We start from the raw sequence: 17,334 nt of genomic DNA, 5'->3' as shown, positions 1-17,334 counted from the left end.
CATCGGCGCGCGGGACGGGGGAGCGGTGCGGTGAGCGGGATCGTCGTCCACTTACCGGAGGGCAACGGCGGCGGAACGGCCGTGACCCTGCGGCTCGGACCGGGGGAACGGGTGCGGTTCGGGCGCGGATCCGCGACCACACCGGTCGAACTCCGGCTCGCCGACGAGGCGGTGTCGCGCCTCGCCGGAGAGATCCGCGCCACCGACGACCACTGGCAGCTCAGCAACCTCAGCGCCACCCACGGCTATCTGGTCGAGAACCCCGAGGGCGCCGGCGAGTACCTGCGCGTCCCGCCGCGCCGCCTCGGGGCGCCCATCCCCTTCGAGTTCTCCCGCGTGGTGCTGCCCTCGCGCCGCGAAACCCCGCTCTCCTTCCAGGTGTTCGCCCCCGACCACGTCTATCTGGACCCGCACGCGGTGGGCGGCTCCTGGGAGAGCCGTACCCTCACCGCGTACTCGCTCGACGAGACCGCCACGTACTTCCTCGTCCTCGTCGCGCTCTGCGAGCCCTGGCTCCGCGACAGCTCACCGGTCGCCGTGCCCACCACCCCGCAGGTCGTCGAGCGGCTGCGCGGGCACGCCGCCGCCCGCACCCCGCTCACCGCCCGCGCCGTCAGCGCGCACATCGACTACCTCGCCGACGAGAAGCTGCGCATCGGCGCCCCCGGCCCGGAGGCGGCCGGCCGTGCCGACCGCCGCAACGGCAAGCGGGAGGCGGTCGTGGGGCTCGCGCTGAAGTTCGGGATCGTCACGGAGGAGCATTTGGCGCTCCTCCCGCCCCGCCCCGAACCACGGCAGCCCGAGGCGCGGGGCTGAGGCACGATGCCGCCGACGACACCGATGCCGTACGAGCCCGCCGCGAGCGGCACCTGGGACAGCGACGCGCCGGAACTCCTGCCCCCGGGCCACCGGGTGGGGGACTGGATCGTCGACGAGCCCCTCGGCACCGGCGCCTGGGCCACCGTCTACGCCGCGCACCCGGCCGAAGCCGGGGCGGAGGAGGGGGCCGACGTGCCGTCGGTCGCCCTCAAGGTCATGCCGACCGCCGGACTCGCCCCGCGCCAGGCCCGCAACGTGGCCGAGGCCGCCCACCGCGAGGTCGAACTCGCCCGCGCCACCGGCCACCCCCGGCTGGTCCGGCTGCTCGGCTCCCTCGTCCTGGCCGCCCCCGACCGGCCCGCCCTGGACGGGGCGATCGTCCTCGTCATGGAACGCGCCCGGTGCAGCCTCCGCGAACGCCTGGCCACCCCGGTCGGCGCGGCCGAGGCCGCCCGTCTGATCACCGGCATCTGCCAGGGCCTCGCCCACCTCCACGCGGCCGGCTGGGTGCACGCCGACCTCAAGCCCGAGAACATCCTCATCGGCACCGACGGCGAGGTCCGGCTCTCCGACTTCGGCTTCGCCGTCGAACTCTCCGGCACCCACGGCTACGCCCCGCCCATGGGCACCCTCGACTACCTGCCGCCCGAACGCTGGCGCGAACCCCTCGGCGAACAGGGCGTCCGCATCCGGCCGACCGCCGACATCTGGGCCCTCGGCATCGTCGTCCACGAGGTCTTCACCGGCGGCGCCCGCCCCTTCCCCGGCGCCACCCCGACCGCCCGCGGCGCCGCCGTGCAGGAGTACGCCGCCGGGCGCACCGCCCTCCGGCTCGACCCGGCCGTCCCGGAGTCCTGGCGCGCCCTGGCCACCGACTGCCTCGCGCCCAGCCACGAAGCCCGCGCCCCGCACACCGCCGAACGCCTCCTCGCCCGCATCACCGCCGACCGCCCCGCACGGCCTCGGCGGCGGCGCGTGCTGCGCGCCGCGCTCCTCGCGCTCGCCGTCTGCACGGCCGTCGGCGGCGCCGTCTTGTCGTACACCGGCCGGCACGGAACCGACCACGGCCCCGCCCGGATCCAGGTGTTCAATGCCGACCGCGGCTGCCGCGAACGCCCCGAGCGCATCCCCGAGTGCAGCCTCGGCCTGGCCATCGACCCGCGGCGCCCGTACACCGCCGAGAACGTCGTCCCCGCCCGGGTGTGGCACGGCGACCTCCTCGCCGCCGACTGCCAACTCCCCGACGGGCAACCGATCATCGACGAGGAGGACCACCGCTCCTCCGTCTGGCTACGGATCCGCCTCCCGCACACGAGCCCGCCCACCACGGCCTGGCTCCCCGCCGTCCGCACCCGCGACCACCCGGCCCTGCCGCCCTGCGCCCGCCCGGGGCGCTCGTAGGACGGCGGTTACCGCAGCAGGAAGGCCTCCGCGGCACCGGCGCCATTGCCGCGGCTCTGGGTGGAGTGGCCCGAGCCCGCGACGATCGTGAGCTCTGCCGTCGGGTTGGCGGCGGCCACCGATCTGGCCCAGTCGAGTGGGGTCGACAGGTCGCGGTCGCCGGCGAGCAGCAGGACCGGCATCGTCAGAGTGTGGCCCGGGGCGGGGCGGTTGGGGTGGGTGGCGGGCCAGGGGAGGCAGGTGCGTGGGATGCCCTGGGCGGCGGCGGTGTCGCGCTGGAACGGCCATACGTCGGCCGGGCGGATCCTGGCCAGCGCCCGCCGCAGGGCCTGCTCGCGGCCCTCGGCCGGCGCGGACGAGTCGCCCCACGGCCAGTGCGAGTCGGCGCACAGGGTCGCCGCGTGCAGGCCGGAGCTGAACTCCTCCGGCGGTTCGCCGGAGGACTCGGCGAAGCCGGCCACCAGGCCGTCGAGGCGGGCCCGGTCGCCGCGCGCCGAGGCGTGCAGGGCGGACAGGATGCCGAACCGGGGGTCGTTCAGCTTCGGGTCGATGATGCTCGCCAGGACCAGCAGGTTGAACACCCCGACGCCGTTGCCGTCCCGGCGGACCACCTTCGCCAGGTCCGCCGCCGGATCGAAGCCGCACCGCTGCTCGCGGCAGGCCGTGCGCAGCACCTCGCCGGAGCGGGCGAACGACGCCTCGTACAGCACGCCCGCGCCGTCGAGCGGCACCACCGAGTCCAGGACCAGCCGGCGTACCCGCCGCGGATGCGTCAGCGCGTACTGCCCGGCGGTGAACGTGCCGTACGAGACCCCGTCCAGGGTCCAGGACGGCACCCCGAGGGCGCGCCGCAGGTCTTCCAGGTCGGCGACCGTGTCGGCGGTGGTGTAGAGGCCGCGGCGCGGGCCGAGGACGTCGGCGCAGGCGGTCACGGCGCCCGGGCTCGGGGCGACGGTGTCGCTGCTGCCGACCTCCTTCTGGAGCGCGGGGCAGTCGACGGCGGTGCCGCCGGTGCCGCGCTGGTCGATCATCACCAGGCGGTACGCGGCGAGGGCCTTGGGCAGCCGGGAGCGGATCCGCTCCACGAACGGCACACCGGGCTGGCCCGGACCGCCGGTGAGGAAGAGCAGCGTGCCGCGGGGCGCGTCGGCCGGCCCGTACAGGGCCGTCCGCAGCGTGAGCGTGCCGGGCACGGCGCCGCTGCGGTCGAGCGGCACGGTCAGGTCGGCGCAGGTCACGTCCGGCTGCCCGGGGCACGGGCGGTGGCCGGTCAGCGCGGGCGGGCCGGCCGCCGCGGGACCGCCCGCGCCCCCGGTGTCCCGGGCCGCGCCGGGCGCCGAGACGGCGCAGGCCGCCGCCGTCAGGACCGCCACCAGCGCCGTACCGGCTCTGCTCAGGAAGGTCATCGTCGCGTTCCCCCGTTCGGAAGACGGGATGCCGGCGGACGCCTCCCGGGCGGGCCGCGGCACCGGCCGGTGCTCCGGCCGCTGCCATGGTGCCCGCTGTCCGCCGCCCCCGCGTTGGACATTCATGCGCGGTCGCGGAGAAGAACCCGCAGGGCGCCGGGCGGCCGTCCCGTCTGGCCCCGGCACAGCCGGGTCAGGTGCGCCTGGTCGGCGAAGCCGTACGCGTGGGCGAGGGCGCGCAGACTGTCCTCGCCCTCCTCCAGGGCGTGCAGCACGGCGCGGACCCGCAGCTCGTTGCGGTAGCGGGTGAGGCTGCTGCCGGTGACGGCGCGGAACACCCGGCTGAGGTGGTGCGGGGAGGCCCCGACGCCACGGGCCAGCTCCTCCAGGGGCAGCCGGAGCGCGGGCGCGCCGCCCGCGAGCAGCGCGCAGGTGTCGCGGACCAGCCGGGCGTGGGCGCGGGCGGTGGCGGGCCGGGCGCCGGTGTCGGCCCGCCAGTGCCCGGCGTCGGCCGCCACCGCGTCGAGCAACCGGTGCAGCCGGTCGGCCAGTTCGAAGGCGTCGGTGCCGCGCCGGGCCGCCGCGAGCAGCTCCCGGTGCCGTACGTCGGTGGCGCCGGTGACGGTCAGCCGCCGGGAGCGCGGCGGGCCGTCGAAGCGGTCGGCGAACAGCGCGGCACCGATCCGGATCTCGGAGGACCGGTCGCCCGGCCCGGCGGGATGGGCGACCTGGTGCACGTCCCCGGGCCGGGTGAGGTAGCCGCCGGTGGCGTCCGCGAAGAACTCCTCGCCGGCGATCCGCCGCAGATAGCCGCCGGAGCGGGTGAGCACCACGGTGTACGCCTCGGCCCGGCCGGGCGCGGCGAAGCCGGTGCGGTCCTCGGCGCACAGGATGTCGTGCACGGTGATCCCGCCCGCCGTGATCCGGCCGCGCAGCGCGCCGCGCAGCTCCCGCACGGCGTCGGGGTGCGGACTCCGCGGACGCTGCGGACTCCCGTACGTGCCCCGGCACTCGGCGCCCACGCCGCACCCCCCCGTCCGACCGTCCGACCGCCCGACCGCCCGACCGCCCGATCGTCCCGCCCGGTTCGATCCGGCGCGGACTACCAGATTGCCTCGACCCACTCCGGGTGGTCGATGAACGGATTGCGGTTGCCCTGGTAGGAGTTGAAGATGAGGTCGTTGCGGCGCTCCTCGAACGCGCTCGGCGGGTCCTGCTCGTTCCACTGCTTGAGCACCGAGATGCGGCCGAGGTAGGGCACGCTGCCGTTGGTGGTGGAGTCGTTGGCCTCCAGGTCGGGGAAGCCGTCGCCGCCCTCGTACCGGACGGCCATGTAGAGGACCATCCGGGCCACGTCGCCCTTGTCGGAGTCGCGCGGCTCGAAGGAGTTGCTGTCCGTGTAGCTGCCGGGGGCGCCGCTGACCGCGCTGCCGCCGTTGTCGAAGTCCTTGTTGCCGCGGATGCTGTTGACCTGGACGTCGGCCGCGCGCAGGTGGTGCAGATCGGTGCCCGGTCCGGCCGAGGTGCCGAAGGAGCCGTGCGACTGCGCCCACACGTGCTCGCGGTTCCAGTCGCCGACGTCACCGCCGTTGAGGGTCTTGCTGCGCGAGGTGCCGCTGTAGAGGAGCAGCACGTTGGCGCTGTTGGCGGGGTCCTGGTCGGTGGTCTTCAGGGCGTTCCACACCGCGTCGTAGGAGATCTTGCGGGTGTCGGTGCTGATGATGGTGTGCAGCGAGGACTTGAGGCTCGTGCCGGTCTTGCCGACCGCGTTCTTGTAGTACGTGCTGTCGTAGGCGTTCGTCGTGGCGCCGGCCGGGGCGGCGGTGAGGGCGGGGAGGGTGAGGCCGACGAGGGCGGCGGATATCGCGGCCCAGGTCTTCCAGGGGCCTCGCTGCGCGACGGACATGGGGGGTCCCTTCGGGTGGGGGTCTTCTGACCAGCTTCAGACGGGGTCTTCTGACGGCTTCTGACGGAGTGCCAGGGCGGAGTGACCCGCGCCGCACGGACGGACGGGTCCGTGCGGCGCGGGGGATGTGGGGGGTGGGTCCGTGGGGGGTGTGGAAGGGGCTCAGCCCACGGTGAGCGAGGTGTCGTCGATCACGAAGGAGGTCTGGAGCTGGGAGCCCTCGGTGCCGGTGAACCGCAGCGTCACCGTCTGCCCGGCGTACGCCGCGAGGCTGAAGCCGCGCTGGACGTAGCCGCTGGACTTGTCGAGGTTGGAGTACGTCGCAAGCGTGGACAGGACCGTGCCGGAGCTGTTCAGGACCTCGACCTTGAGCTTGTCGTAGGCCGTGGTCGTGGTGGTCTCGGCGGTGTCGATCCGGGTGTAGAAGCTCAGCGCGGCGGTGGTGCAGCCGGTCGGGACGGTCACCGTCTGGGAGAGCGTGTCGGTGTGCGCGGAGCCGTAACCGCCGAGCCAGGCCTTGTAGGAGCCGGTGCGGGCCGGGCGGGCGGTGTCATTGGTGATGACGCCGGCGGAGGCGGTCCAGACGGTGTCGCCCGACTCGAAGCCGGGGTTGCCGAGGAGCTGGCCCGCGGTGCAGGTGCCGCCGCCCCCGCCACCGCCGTCGGTGGAGGCCTCGGACAGCCAGTCGGTGGCGTTGAGCGCGAGGGCCGCGTTGGTGCCCGCGGGGTCGTTCCAGCCGTCGTAGAGCGTGTTCCCGGACTGGCCGGTGCCGTCGTCGATCGGCGAGCTGTCGCCCCAGAACGCGACCCGGCCGCTGCCGAAGGTGCTGGTCGCGAAGAAGGCGCCGGTGTTGCCGGAGTAGCCGGTGCGGTAGACGAGGCCCTTGACGGAGGGGTTGTCGGCCGGCTTGAGGGTGGCGGTGGTGCCGCTGCGGATGATGCTGCCGGTCACCTTGCCGAAGGCGCCGTTGAGCACCGGGTCGGTGCTGCTGCTGATCGCCCGCGGGTTGTCGGTCTGGATGTTGAGCACGTCGACGCTGAAGCCGAACGGGTCGGTGTTGTCGACGCCGTTGTTCGTCATCAGGTCGTTGATGATGGCGAGCGCGTCCCAGCCGTCGTTGTTGCGGTCGGCCACCGTGTGGTCGGAGACCAGGAAGAGTCCGCCGCCGTTCTGGACGAACTTCATCACGGCGGTCTTCTCGCTCGCGCTGAGCCGGATGTTGGGCTCGGGCAGCACGAAGGTGTCGAAGTTCTGCAGGTCGGTGGCGGCCGTCGTGCCGTAGGTGATGGTGCCGCCGGACGGCAGGGTCTTCAGGGAGTAGCGGCCGGTCTTCTGCAGGGCCACGCCCCAGGCCGAGATCGCGCCGGTCCAGTCGGTCTCGACGGTGGGCGTCGCGTCCTGGGTGAGCGGGTCGGGCTGGCCGGTGCCGATGATCCAGTCGGCGTTTCCGGCCGTCTCCGCCTTGGAGTTGTCGAACAGCACGCGGGTCGGCGTGGCCGTGGCGAGTCCGGCCGACTGAGTGGTGGCGGCGGTGGCGGTGGCGGCGGTGATGTCGGTGTCGGTGGCGGCCGGGGCGGCGACCGCGGGGGAGCCGAGGGCGCCGGCCGCGGCGGCGACCAGGGCGCCGCAGGCGGTCAGCGCGGCGAAGCGGCGGCGGGTGGACCTCATGAGTCCGGGCATCCGTCAGACCTCCGTGGGGGCTGGGGCGGTGGGGCGGAAGGCGATGCGGGTGGCCACTCTGCGCGCGTAGAACGTCGGGGATGAGTCGCTCAGAGCACGCGCGGTTGAACCGTACATGACCAGATCCCGCCCATGGAATGCCTGACTCCGTGCGGAAGTTGGGATTCCGGACCCGGATCAGCGCTCCACGGGCAGACCTCGTGGCTCCTTGACCCGCTTCATGATGATCTGCGAGTTCACCTCGGTGACCCCGACGAGCGTGGTCAGCCGCTCGATCCACAGCCGCTCGTACGCCGAGAGGTCGGCGACCGCGATCCGCAGCAGGCAGCCCGGGCTGCCGAAGAGGCGGTACGCCTCGATCACGTCCGGGATGTCCTGGAGGGCCTCCTCGAAGGCCTCGACGGTCTCCCGGTCCCGCTTCACCTCGACCGAGACCAGCACCTCGAAGCCGCGCCCCACGGCCTCCGGGTCGATGATCGCGCGGTACCCCCGGATCACCCCGTCCTGCTCCAGCTGGCGCACCCGCCGCATGCAGGGGGACGGGCTCAGGCCCACCCGGTGGGCCAGCTCCTGGTTGCTCAGCCGGCCGTCCGCCTGGAGCTCGCGCAAGATGTGCAGATCGATTCGGTCCATGGCGCAATTATCCACCACGGAATTCACAATTCCGGGCTGAAGTGGCAATCGCCTTGCGCGTCGTTTGACCTATCGTTGCGGCGCACCCCAGGGAAGGACAGCAGCATCATGAAGTGGACGCGCGACACCCGGCAGCGCCGCATCGTGGTCATCAGCACCGGCGGCACCATCGCCAGCCGCTGGACCGGCAGCGGCTACGCCGCCGACGCCTCCGGCGACGACGTCGTGGCCACCGCCGCCGTACCGGACAACATCGACGTCGAGGTCCTCGACCTCTTCAACGTCAACAGCTCCCGGATGACCACCGACCGCCAGCTGGCCCTGCTGCACGCCGTTCACGAGACCCTCGCCGACCCCGGCGTCGACGGCATCGTCGTCACCCACGGCACCGACACCCTCGAGGAGTCGGCCTTCTTCCTGGACCTGCACCACGCCGACGCCCGCCCGGTCGTCTTCACCGGCGCCCAGCGCCCCTTCGGCACCGGCGACGGCGACGGCCCCGGCAACCTCTACGACGCCCTCCAGGTCGCCGCCACCGTGCACGGCCTCGGCGTCCTCGTCGTCTTCGACGGCCTCGTGCACGCCGCCCGCGGCACCGTCAAGACCAAGACGCTCGACTCCGACCCCTTCGCCGACCCGTCCGGCCGCCGGGTCGGGCGCCTCGGCTTCGGCCGGGTCGACGTCGAGCGCGAGCCCGAGCGCCCGGCGGCCCTGCCGCTGCCCGCGCCCGTCACCGCCGCGCCGCGCGTCGACATCGTCATGCACCACTCCGACGGCGACGCCGTCCTCTTCGACGCCTCCGTCGCCGCCGGCGCCCGCGGCATCGTCCTCGTCGGCACCGGTGCCGGCAACGCCACTCCGGAGATAGCCGAGGCGGTCGCCCGCGCCGTCGACCAGGGCGTCCACGTCGTCCTCTCCACCCGCGTCTCCTCCGGCACCGTCGCCGAGGTCTACACCGGCGGCGGCGCCGTCGACCTGGCCGCCGCGGGCGCCGTCCTGGCCGGCACCCTGCGCCCCGGCCAGGCCCGGATCGCCCTGCTCGCCGCCCTGCTCGCCGACACCGCGGGCCCGGACCGCCGCACCCACCTGCTGCGCGGGCTCCTGGAAGGCCCGGTCCGCGCGGAACCCGTGCTCGCCGCCACGCACTGAGCCGTACGGGGCGGGGGCGGCCGGGCGCGGGGGCGCCGCACCTCGTCCGCGACCCTCCCCTCCCCGAACCCCGCGCACCGCACCCGAGGAACCGGCACCGTGAACTCCGCTCCCGTCCCCGCCCCTGCCCCCGCGTCCGTCCCCGCCCCGGCGTCCGGGCCCGCGTCCGCGTCCGCACCGACCGGGACCGCCGCGGGCCGTCCCACCCGCCGCGAGCACGACCTGCTCGGCGACCGGGACGTCCCCGCCGAGGCGTACTGGGGCGTGCACACCCTGCGCGCCACCGAGAACTTCGCCATCACCGGCACGCCGATCTCCGTCTACCCGCAGCTCATCGACGCGCTCGCGGCCGTGAAGGAGGCCGCCGCGCTCGCCAACGAGGAGCTGGGGCTGCTGCCCGCGGCCAAGGCGCGGGCGATCGTCGCGGCCTGCCGGGCGATCCGGGACGGCGCGCTGCACGGCGAGTTCGTCGTCGACGTCGTCCAGGGCGGCGCCGGCACCTCCACCAACATGAACGCCAACGAGGTCGTCGCCAACCGCGCGCTCGAACTCCTCGGGCACCCGAAGGGTGCCTACGAGGTGCTGCACCCCAACGAGGACGTCAACCTCGGGCAGTCGACCAACGACGTCTACCCGACCGCGATCCGGATCGCCGCCATCGGCGCCGCCCGCGAGCTGCTCCTCGCCATGGCCGTGCTCCAGGACGCCTTCGCCGCGAAGGCCGTCGAGTTCGGCGGCGTCGTCAAGATGGGCCGCACCCAGCTCCAGGACGCCGTGCCCATGACGCTGGGCCAGGAGTTCTCCACGTACGCCGTGATGCTGGAGGAGGACCGGGGCCGGCTCGCCGAGGCCGTCGAGCTGATCCACGAGATCAACCTCGGCGCCACCGCCATCGGCACCGGCCTCAACGCCGCGCCCGGCTACGCCGAGACCGCCCGCCGCCACCTCGCCGACCTCACCGGCCTGCCGCTCGTCACCTCGGCCAACCTGGTCGAGGCCACCCAGGACTGCGGCGCCTTCGTGCAGCTCTCCGGCGTCCTCAAGCGGATCGCCGTCAAGCTCTCCAAGACCTGCAACGACCTGCGGCTGCTCTCCTCCGGCCCGCGCGCCGGACTCGGCGAGATCAACCTGCCGGCCGTGCAGGCCGGATCCAGCATCATGCCCGGCAAGGTCAACCCGGTCATCCCCGAGGTCGTCAACCAGGTCGCCTTCGAGGTCATCGGCAACGACATGACCATCACCATGGCGGCCGAGGGCGGCCAGCTCCAGCTCAACGCCTTCGAGCCGGTCATCTTCCACGCCCTGTCGAAGAGCCTGACCTCGCTGCGGGCCGCCTGCCTGACCCTCGCCGAGCGCTGCGTCAGCGGCATCACCGCCAACACCGAGCACCTGCGCGCGAGCGTCGAGAACTCCATCGGCCTGGCCACCGCCCTCAACCCCCACCTCGGCTACACGGCGGCCACCGCCATCGCCAAGGAGGCGCTCGCCACCGGCCGTTCGGTGGCCGAACTCACCCTGGAGAAGGGGCTGCTGCCGCCCGAGCGGCTCGCCGAACTGCTCACCACCGAGTACCTCACGGGTACGACGGGCCGGGCGCTGCCCGCCGTGTGACGGAGCCGTTCAGGCCTTCAGCACCGCGAAGTTGAAGTCGGCGGTGCCCAGGGTTTCGAGGAGGCGCAGCCACAGCGGCAGCAGCAGCTCGGCACCCCGGGCGCCCGACAGGTCGCCCAGGTCGAGGATCCGCGCCTCGGGCCAGCCGAACGCGCGGAGCAGACCGATGACGACCTCCTTGGCCGCCTGGTCGTCGCCGCAGACGAACACGCAGTGCTCGCCCGGCACCCGCGCGGGATCCACCATGATCGCGTTGTTCATGGTGTTGAGGGTCTTCACCACCCGCGCGCCGGGGAAGGCCCGCTGGATCTGCTCGGCCAGGCTGCCGCCGTCGGGCGTGAGCACCTTCGGCGGTGTGCCCTGGGAGAAGTCCAGCGCGTTCGACACGTCGATCAGCACCTTGCCCGCCAGGTTGTCCGCCCCCGCCGACTCCAGGGCGGCGAGCGACACCAGGCCGCCGGTGGCGTTCACCACGACCTCGGCGCCGTGCGCGGCGGCAGCGAAAGTGCCGTGCGCGGCGCCGTGCTCGGCCGCCCAGGCCGTGGCGCCGGCGTGGTCCGCGCTGCGCGAACCGAGGGTGACCTCGTGGCCGAGCGCGACCAGCTTGCTCCCGAGCCGCCGGCCCACTTCGCCGGTGCCGAGTACGGCGATCTTCATGCGGACGCTCCTTCTGCCGGGGACTCAAGTGCGAGTGCAGTAAAGCCGACATTCTTACCGATACCGGTATGAATCACTCGTGGAGTCACCCGCATGTCGAGCACCGCCGCCCCCGCCACCCCCGACGCCCTCGACCGTGAGGCCGCCGCTCTCCTGGAGACCGCCGCCTGGCGGGAACTCGTGGCCCGCTGGACCGCGCCGCCGGAGCCGGTACGGGAGGAGGCCGCCGACTGGCGGCGGCTGCTCTCCGTCCCGGTGGACCGGCTCGTCGCGCAGGCCCTCGACACCCTCCCCGCACCCCCGCCCGCCGAACGGCCGCTGCCCGGGCGGCTCGGCGCGATGCTGCCCGACCGGCTGCACGTCTGGCGCCGGATCGGCAGCCCCGACGTACGCCCCTCCGTTCATCTGGCCCACGCCCGGCGCGTGCTGACCGAATGGGGCTGGCAGAACACCCCGTACAAGCTGCGCGACACGCGTGGTGCACGCTGTGTCTGCGGAGCCATGCTCGCCGCCCACCGGCTCGGCTTCGGCAGCTCCGCCACCATGAACGAGGCGGGCGCCTGGATGCTCGAAGAGCTCCGCTCGCGGGGCTGGTACCAGCTCATCGGCCCCTGGAACCGGGCCCCGGGCCGCACGGCCGAGGACGCCCTCGCCCTCGTGGACGCCACCATCCGCCGCGCGGCCCGGGCCGGGCGCTAGAGCGGGTCGGGCGCCGGGTCAGGCGCCGGTTCAGGCGCCGGTTCGGACGATGGCGAGGCGGTCCACCAGGAGCTCCACCCGTTGCGCGGTGTCCGCCGGCGGGAGGCGTCTGGCCCGGGTGAGGGTGGCGAGTCCGTGGAGGGCGGCCCAGAAGGTCTCGGTGAAAAGCCCGGGGTGGACGTTGTCGCCGGTGACGCCTTCCAGGGTCTCCAGGAGGGCGGCGAAGGCGTCCTTCAGCGGCTCGGGGGTGTCCTCCTGCGCGTACGCGAGACCGCCGTCGAGCTGGAAGATGGCGTCGTAGACCGCCGGGTTGTCCACGGCGAAGTCGAGGTAGGCGTGCGCGAGGGCGGCGACCTGCTCGCGCGGCCCGGCCGCGGTGGCGGTCGCGGCCCGCACCGCCGCGGCGAGCTCGGTGGCGCCTTCCAGGGCGACGGCGCCGATGATCTCGCGCTTGCCCTTGAAATGGCTGTAGAGGACGGGCTGGCTGTATTCGATGCGCTCGGCGAGCCGGCGGGTGGTGACGGCGTCCCAGCCCTGCTGCTCGGCGAGTTCGCGGGCCGTGGCCACGATGAGGCGCTCGCGGTCCGCCCGTTCGCGTGCTTTGCGTTCCTGTACCGACATGATGTGATCCTAGCACCGCTAGACAATCGAGCGGCAGTAGTACTAGCGTTGACTCGTCAGCTAGCAGCGCTAGATCCCTGGAGGGGTCGTCATGCTCAACGCACTCGAGGTGTTCACCACCGTGGTCGTCGGCCTGATGGTGGGGGTGGAGCTCTCCGTGGCCTTCGTGATGAACCGGATCTTCGACGCCCTCCCCGAGGACGCCGGCCAGCTCGGCCGCGCCCACGGCGGCCGGATGCTGGGCGCGCTGATGCCGTTCTGGTACATCGGCTCGCTGGTCCTCGCCGCCGTCTGGGCCATAGCCGGATGGGGCGGCCCCGGCGCCGGCCTCGTCGTCGTCGCCGCCGGGCTGCTGATCGTCAGCGTGATCATGTCGGTCGTGCTGCTCGTCCCGATCAACAACCGGGGCAAGACCTGGACGCCGGAGAACCGCCCCGCCGACTGGAAGGAGCAGATGAACCGCTGGGACCGCTACCACTACGTCCGCGTCGCCGTCATCGTCGCCGCCTTCACCGTGCTCGTCACCGCCCTCGTCTGAGGGCGGCGGCCCGGCCGCAGCTCGGCCGCAGCCCGGCCGCCGTCGGGCCCGTCGAACGCCCGACGCCCGGCGGACTAACCTGGGGGTATGGGCAGCGGCCTGACCGGTCTGTTCCTCTGCGGCGATGTGATGCTCGGCCGGGGAATCGACCAGATCCTTCCTCATCCGCTCGACCCGGCCCTCCCCGAGCGCTACGTCCACGACGCACGGGACTACGTCGCCCTCGCCGAAGGGATCGCCGGCCCGGTGCCGTCCCCGGCGGCCCCCGCGTACCCGTGGGGCGAGGCCCTCGCCCTCCTCGACGCCGCCCGCCCGGCGGCCCGCGTGGTCAACCTGGAGACCTCGGTGACCAGGAACGACGAGCCCTACCCCGGCAAGGCCGTGCACTACCGGATGGATCCGGCCAACCTGCCCGCGCTGACCGCCGTACGCCCCGATGTCGTCGTCCTCGCCAACAACCACGTCCTCGACTACGGCCGGCGCGGCCTCCTGGACACCCTCGACGCGCTGGCCGCCGCCGGGCTGCGCACCGCCGGCGCGGGCCGGGACGCGGACGAGGCCCGGCGGCCGGCCGTCGTCCCGCTGCCCGGCGGACGCCGGCTCCTGGTGTACGCGCTCGGGCTCGCCTCCAGCGGCGTGCCCCGCGACTGGGCCGCGACCGCCCGGCGCGGCGGCGTCCACTTCGCGGCGGGCCCCGACGACCCGGCCGCGACCCGGCTCACCGCCCGGCTGCGCGCCGCCCGCCGCCCCGGCGACCTCGTCCTCGTCTCCGTCCACTGGGGCTCCAACTGGGGCTACGCCCCGGCCCGCGCCGAGGTCGCCCTCGGCCACGCCCTCGTCGACGCCGGCGCCGACATCGTGCACGGGCACTCCTCGCACCATCCGCGGCCCCTGGAGGCGTACCGGGGCAGGCTCGTCCTGCACGGCTGCGGCGACCTCGTCAACGACTACGAGGGGATCACCGGACAGCAGCAGTACCGCGACGACCTGCGGCTCCTCCATCTGGTCTCGGTCCGCGACGAGGACGGCGGCCTGGCGGAGGTGCGGCTCGTGCCGCTGCGCAGCCGTCGGCTGCGCCTGGAACGGGCCGGCGAGCGGGACCTCGTGTGGCTGCACGACGTGCTCGGCCGGATCAGCCGCCCGTACGGGATGCGGATCGACCCCGCGCCCGCCGGGACCCCCGGCGGACCGGCCCTGACGGCCACGCCCGTGTGACGGCCCGCCGGGCCGCGCGCGGAGACGGGCAGGAAGGCGAGCGGACATGTACTTCACCGACCGCACCGACGCGGGCAGGCAGCTCGCCGAACTCCTGGCGGGGGTGGTGGGGGAGGACCCGGTGGTGCTCGGGCTGCCGCGCGGCGGGGTGCCCGTCGCCGCCGAGGTCGCCGACGCGCTCGGCGCGCCGCTCGACGTCTGCCTGGTCCGCAAGCTGGGCGTGCCCTACCAGCCCGAGCTGGCCATGGGCGCGATCGGCGAGCACGGCGTGCGGGTCGTCAACGATCACGTGGTCCTGCAGGCCGGTGCCTCCGAGCGGGATCTCGCCGAGGCCGAGCGGCGCGAGCGGGCCGTCCTGGAGGAGCGGTCCCGGCGCTACCGGGGCGCCCGTGAGCCCGTCGACATCCGCGGCCGCACGGCGGTGGTGGTCGACGACGGCTTCGCGACCGGTGCCACCGCGCGCGCCGCCTGCCAGGTGGTACGGGCCCGGGGCGCCGCCCGGATCGTGCTCGCCGTGCCGGTGGCCCCGCGCGGCTGGGCGGAGCGGGTCGCGGGCCTGGCGGACGAGACGTACTGCGTACGCGAACCGGAGTCCTTCTATGCCATCGGGCAGTTCTACGGGGACTTCGCGCAGACCCCGGACGAGGAGGTCGTCGCGGCGCTGCGGCGGCGGCGCTCCGGGCCCGTGGCGGATCCCGAGGTGCGGATCCCGCTGGGTGCCGGGGAGGCCGGCGGCCGGCTCGCGGTGCCCGACGGCGCCACCGGTGTGGTGCTCTTCGCGCACGGCAGCGGCAGCAGCCGGCACAGCCCGCGCAACCAGGCCGTCGCGGAGACCCTCAACCGGGCCGGGGTCGGCACCCTGCTCTTCGACCTGCTGACCGAGGAGGAGGCCGCCGACCGGTCCAATGTCTTCGACACCCCGCTGCTCGCCGAACGCCTGCGGCAGGCCGCCGACTGGCTGGCCGGCCGCCCCGAGGCCGCGGGCCTGCGGATCGGCTACTTCGGGGCCAGTACGGGCGCGGCGGCCGCGCTGTGGGCCGCCGCCGAGCCGGGGAGCACCGTCGCCGCCGTGGTCTCCCGGGGCGGGCGTCCCGACCTGGCGGAGGAGCGCCTGGAGGCCGTCACCGCCCCCACCCTGCTGATCGTCGGCGGCGCGGACCCCCTGGTGCTCGACCTCAACCGGCAGGCCGCGCGGCTGCTGCAGTGCGAGCACCGGCTCGTCACGGTCCCGGACGCGGGTCATCTCTTCGAGGAGCCCGGCGCGCTTGCGGAGGTGGGTCGGCTCGCGGCCGACTGGTTCGCGGAGCGGCTGTGAGACCGGGGGTGCCGGGGGCGTCCGGGGTGCCGTGGCTTCCGGGGCGGGTGCCGCCGGCCCGGCGCCAGATCACCCGCATCCCGAGGGCCAGGACCGCCAGGGCAAGGACCACGATGCCCACCTTGACCAGGCGGTCCGTCAGCAGGTGGTGCAGCAGCTCCGGGCCGGTCATCGCCGGCCGCCGTCCAGGCGCCGGGCGGCGGCCCGCAGTCCGGCCCGCACCACGGGGTCGGCGTAGCGGCGCAGCTCGTCGAGCCGGCCCCGGCGCTTGAACCGCACGGCGACGGCGAAGGCGATCAGGGCCAGGACGACGAGACCGGCCGCGATCAGGCCGAACCTGAGGAGCATGAGGTCGAGGAACGTCTCCACGGGAATCCTCCACGTTTTTTATCACGGCTGTGATACATCCCGTTGTATCACAGCCGTGATAGAAAGGCTCCATGCCCAAGCAGGTGGATCCGGAGGCCCGGCGCCGGGAGGTCGTGGACGCCCTCTTCCGCGTCGTCGTACGCGAAGGGCTGCAGCGCGCCTCGCTGCGGAACGTGGCCGACGAGGCCGGACTCAACATCGGCTCGCTGCGCCACTACTTCGCGAGCCAGCAGGAACTGATGCGCTTCGCCATGCAGTCGATGCTCGACCGGGTCGGCGCCCGGCTGCTCGAACGCGTCGCGGACATGGGGGAGCTGGGCAGCCGCCCGTACGCGGAGCAGCTGCGGCTCGCCACCGGCCTGCTCGCCGAACTGCTGCCGCTGGACGAGCGGCGGCGCGCCGAGGTCACCGTCTTCCTGGACTTCAACACCGCCGCCCGGACCGACCCGGCCTTCGCCGATCTCTCGCGCCGCACCGCCGAGGGTGCGCGCGGCCTGGTGCGCCGGGTGCTCGGCCGCCTCGACGCCACGGGCGCGCTGCGGCCCGGCCTCGACCTCGACGTCGAGACCGAGCGTCTGGCCTCCCTGCTCGACGGCCTGGGCCTCAACGCCGTCCTGCACCCGGGACTGCTCGCCCCGGAGGCCTGCCTCGACGTCCTGACGGCCCATCTGGAGGGCCTGGCCGACGGCGGGACCGTCGGTGGGGGAGTGGACTAGCTACTTCCGCGCGCCGACGATCCGGTCTACCGCCGCCGCGATGAGCGCGTCGCGCTCCTCCCCGGAGAAGACCTCGGGCAGCGTCAGCTGCTCCACGATCAGCCAGTTGAGGGCGAGCATCAGGAGCTTCACGGCGGTCGCGTCGCCGGGCAGGTGGGTGCTCTCGTGGTACGCGACGTTGGCCTCGACGTCCGCCCGCACCCGCTCGGTCAGGATCGCGCGCAGCTCGGGCCGGCGAGTGGCCTCCAGGCGCAGCTCCAGGAGCGCGAGGTAGCCGGTGCGGAAGGAGCTGACGCGGCCCACGAGTTCGCGCATCAGCTGGGTGTACGTGTCGAGGTCGGGACTCGCCACGCGCTGCCGCGCGATCGTCTCCTCGTCGGGCTGCAGCCGCTCGTACACCCGGGCGCCCGCCTGGGTCAGCAGGTCGTCGCGGTTGGCGAAGTAGTTGGACGCGGTGCCCGGCGGGACGGCCGCCTCGGTGTCCACCGACCGGAAGGTGAGGCCCCGGGCGCCCTCGCGGGCCAGCACCTCGATCGCGGCGTCGACCAGCGCCGCCCGGCGCTCCGGGTTCCTGCGCGCCATGGTGCCCACTCCTGTCG

At 74.2% G+C, this 17,334-nt stretch carries 18 protein-coding genes; 9 read left to right on the top strand and 9 right to left on the bottom strand.

Translation table 11 applies throughout. The annotated features are described in order from the left end of the window. The first annotated feature begins 30 nt into the window (after nt 1-30). The gene (locus KV205_RS20540) at nt 31-816 is read left to right on the top strand and encodes a serine/threonine protein kinase (protein WP_265865916.1); all 786 of its coding nucleotides are present in this window, start codon (nt 31-33) and stop codon (nt 814-816) included. 6 nt (nt 817-822) lie between these two features. Beyond that, nucleotides 823-2,220: a serine/threonine-protein kinase gene (locus KV205_RS20535; RefSeq protein ID WP_374214698.1), complete on the top strand. Its 1,398-nt coding sequence runs from the start codon at nt 823-825 to the stop codon at nt 2,218-2,220. Between the two features lie 8 nt (nt 2,221-2,228). On the opposite strand, the gene KV205_RS20530 is transcribed toward KV205_RS20535, so the two are convergent. From KV205_RS20530 to KV205_RS20510, 5 genes are all read right to left on the bottom strand, one after another. After that, nucleotides 2,229-3,626: an alpha/beta fold hydrolase gene (locus tag KV205_RS20530; RefSeq protein ID WP_265865915.1), complete on the bottom strand. Its 1,398-nt coding sequence runs from the start codon at nt 3,624-3,626 to the stop codon at nt 2,229-2,231. A 122-nt stretch (nt 3,627-3,748) separates the two neighbouring features. Next, entirely contained in the window at nt 3,749-4,582 is an 834-nt protein-coding gene (locus KV205_RS20525; protein WP_265865914.1) for an AraC family transcriptional regulator, read from the bottom strand. Nucleotides 4,583-4,728: 146 nt separating this feature from the next. After that, nucleotides 4,729-5,532, bottom strand: coding sequence for an endonuclease I family protein (locus tag KV205_RS20520; RefSeq protein WP_265865913.1), 804 nt, complete (start codon nt 5,530-5,532; stop codon nt 4,729-4,731). A gap of 162 nt (nt 5,533-5,694) precedes the next feature. Continuing rightward, a complete protein-coding gene (locus KV205_RS20515; protein WP_374214697.1) occupies nt 5,695-7,212 on the bottom strand; it encodes a hydrolase in 1,518 nt (505 codons plus the stop codon). Between the two features lie 177 nt (nt 7,213-7,389). Continuing rightward, nucleotides 7,390-7,845 carry an Lrp/AsnC family transcriptional regulator gene (locus KV205_RS20510; RefSeq protein WP_265865911.1) on the bottom strand — a complete coding sequence of 152 codons (456 nt, stop codon included), beginning with the start codon at nt 7,843-7,845 and terminating at the stop codon, nt 7,390-7,392. Nucleotides 7,846-7,953: 108 nt separating this feature from the next. On the opposite strand from KV205_RS20510, the gene KV205_RS20505 reads away from it, so the two are divergent. Both KV205_RS20505 and KV205_RS20500 read left to right on the top strand, forming a co-directional pair. Then, nucleotides 7,954-8,994 (top strand): asparaginase, encoded by a 1,041-nt coding sequence (locus KV205_RS20505; protein WP_265865910.1) that lies wholly within the window; start codon nt 7,954-7,956, stop codon nt 8,992-8,994. Nucleotides 8,995-9,093: 99 nt separating this feature from the next. After that, a complete protein-coding gene (locus tag KV205_RS20500) occupies nt 9,094-10,605 on the top strand; it encodes an aspartate ammonia-lyase (RefSeq protein ID WP_265865909.1) in 1,512 nt (503 codons plus the stop codon). A 9-nt stretch (nt 10,606-10,614) separates the two neighbouring features. Here the strand turns inward: KV205_RS20500 and KV205_RS20495 are convergent, their stop codons facing one another. After that, a complete protein-coding gene (locus KV205_RS20495; RefSeq protein WP_265865908.1) occupies nt 10,615-11,262 on the bottom strand; it encodes an NADPH-dependent F420 reductase in 648 nt (215 codons plus the stop codon). A gap of 93 nt (nt 11,263-11,355) precedes the next feature. Between KV205_RS20495 and KV205_RS20490 the strand changes: the two genes are divergently transcribed. After that, nucleotides 11,356-11,961, top strand: coding sequence for a hypothetical protein (locus tag KV205_RS20490; RefSeq protein WP_265865907.1), 606 nt, complete (start codon nt 11,356-11,358; stop codon nt 11,959-11,961). A gap of 30 nt (nt 11,962-11,991) precedes the next feature. Here the strand turns inward: KV205_RS20490 and KV205_RS20485 are convergent, their stop codons facing one another. Continuing rightward, nucleotides 11,992-12,582, bottom strand: a complete 591-nt coding sequence (locus KV205_RS20485) for a TetR/AcrR family transcriptional regulator (RefSeq protein ID WP_265865906.1) — start codon at nt 12,580-12,582, stop codon at nt 11,992-11,994. Between the two features lie 91 nt (nt 12,583-12,673). Between KV205_RS20485 and KV205_RS20480 the strand changes: the two genes are divergently transcribed. The 3 genes from KV205_RS20480 to KV205_RS20470 all read left to right on the top strand — a co-directional run bounded on the left by KV205_RS20480 (nt 12,674) and on the right by KV205_RS20470 (nt 15,650). Beyond that, complete coding sequence (locus KV205_RS20480; protein WP_265865905.1) at nt 12,674-13,120, top strand: DUF1772 domain-containing protein; 447 nt, start codon at nt 12,674-12,676, stop codon at nt 13,118-13,120. Between the two features lie 87 nt (nt 13,121-13,207). Next, nucleotides 13,208-14,335: a CapA family protein gene (locus KV205_RS20475; RefSeq protein ID WP_265865903.1), complete on the top strand. Its 1,128-nt coding sequence runs from the start codon at nt 13,208-13,210 to the stop codon at nt 14,333-14,335. 46 nt (nt 14,336-14,381) lie between these two features. Beyond that, the gene (locus tag KV205_RS20470) at nt 14,382-15,650 is read left to right on the top strand and encodes an alpha/beta family hydrolase (RefSeq protein WP_265865902.1); all 1,269 of its coding nucleotides are present in this window, start codon (nt 14,382-14,384) and stop codon (nt 15,648-15,650) included. Between the two features lie 168 nt (nt 15,651-15,818). Here the strand turns inward: KV205_RS20470 and KV205_RS20465 are convergent, their stop codons facing one another. Next, nucleotides 15,819-16,019 (bottom strand): hypothetical protein, encoded by a 201-nt coding sequence (locus tag KV205_RS20465; protein WP_265865901.1) that lies wholly within the window; start codon nt 16,017-16,019, stop codon nt 15,819-15,821. A 71-nt stretch (nt 16,020-16,090) separates the two neighbouring features. Here KV205_RS20465 and KV205_RS20460 point away from each other — a divergent pair, with 71 nt between their 5' ends. Then, a complete protein-coding gene (locus tag KV205_RS20460) occupies nt 16,091-16,735 on the top strand; it encodes a TetR/AcrR family transcriptional regulator (RefSeq protein WP_265865900.1) in 645 nt (214 codons plus the stop codon). On the opposite strand, the gene KV205_RS20455 is transcribed toward KV205_RS20460, so the two are convergent. After that, the gene (locus tag KV205_RS20455) at nt 16,736-17,317 is read right to left on the bottom strand and encodes a TetR/AcrR family transcriptional regulator (protein ID WP_265865899.1); all 582 of its coding nucleotides are present in this window, start codon (nt 17,315-17,317) and stop codon (nt 16,736-16,738) included. Nucleotides 17,318-17,334 lie beyond the last annotated feature (17 nt).

Source organism: Streptomyces sp. SKN60 (assembly GCF_026236535.1).
Taxonomy (GTDB): Bacteria; Actinomycetota; Actinomycetes; order Streptomycetales; family Streptomycetaceae; genus Streptomyces.
This window is presented reverse-complemented; position numbering and strand designations above follow the sequence as displayed.

What these genes read in the sequence shown, in the direction of transcription:
- KV205_RS20485 (WP_265865906.1), bottom strand. Translation starts at nt 12,582, where the DNA reads ATGTCGGTACAGGAACGCAAAGCACGCGAACGGGCGGACCGCGAGCGC.
- KV205_RS20495 (WP_265865908.1), bottom strand. Translation starts at nt 11,262, where the DNA reads ATGAAGATCGCCGTACTCGGCACCGGCGAAGTGGGCCGGCGGCTCGGG.
- KV205_RS20470 (WP_265865902.1), top strand. Translation starts at nt 14,382, where the DNA reads ATGTACTTCACCGACCGCACCGACGCGGGCAGGCAGCTCGCCGAACTC.
- KV205_RS20515 (WP_374214697.1), bottom strand. Translation starts at nt 7,212, where the DNA reads ATGCCCGGACTCATGAGGTCCACCCGCCGCCGCTTCGCCGCGCTGACC.
- KV205_RS20535 (WP_374214698.1), top strand. Translation starts at nt 823, where the DNA reads ATGCCGCCGACGACACCGATGCCGTACGAGCCCGCCGCGAGCGGCACC.
- KV205_RS20510 (WP_265865911.1), bottom strand. Translation starts at nt 7,845, where the DNA reads ATGGACCGAATCGATCTGCACATCTTGCGCGAGCTCCAGGCGGACGGC.
- KV205_RS20480 (WP_265865905.1), top strand. Translation starts at nt 12,674, where the DNA reads ATGCTCAACGCACTCGAGGTGTTCACCACCGTGGTCGTCGGCCTGATG.
- KV205_RS20475 (WP_265865903.1), top strand. Translation starts at nt 13,208, where the DNA reads ATGGGCAGCGGCCTGACCGGTCTGTTCCTCTGCGGCGATGTGATGCTC.
- KV205_RS20505 (WP_265865910.1), top strand. Translation starts at nt 7,954, where the DNA reads ATGAAGTGGACGCGCGACACCCGGCAGCGCCGCATCGTGGTCATCAGC.
- KV205_RS20520 (WP_265865913.1), bottom strand. Translation starts at nt 5,532, where the DNA reads ATGTCCGTCGCGCAGCGAGGCCCCTGGAAGACCTGGGCCGCGATATCC.
- KV205_RS20530 (WP_265865915.1), bottom strand. Translation starts at nt 3,626, where the DNA reads ATGACCTTCCTGAGCAGAGCCGGTACGGCGCTGGTGGCGGTCCTGACG.
- KV205_RS20460 (WP_265865900.1), top strand. Translation starts at nt 16,091, where the DNA reads ATGCCCAAGCAGGTGGATCCGGAGGCCCGGCGCCGGGAGGTCGTGGAC.
- KV205_RS20490 (WP_265865907.1), top strand. Translation starts at nt 11,356, where the DNA reads ATGTCGAGCACCGCCGCCCCCGCCACCCCCGACGCCCTCGACCGTGAG.
- KV205_RS20455 (WP_265865899.1), bottom strand. Translation starts at nt 17,317, where the DNA reads ATGGCGCGCAGGAACCCGGAGCGCCGGGCGGCGCTGGTCGACGCCGCG.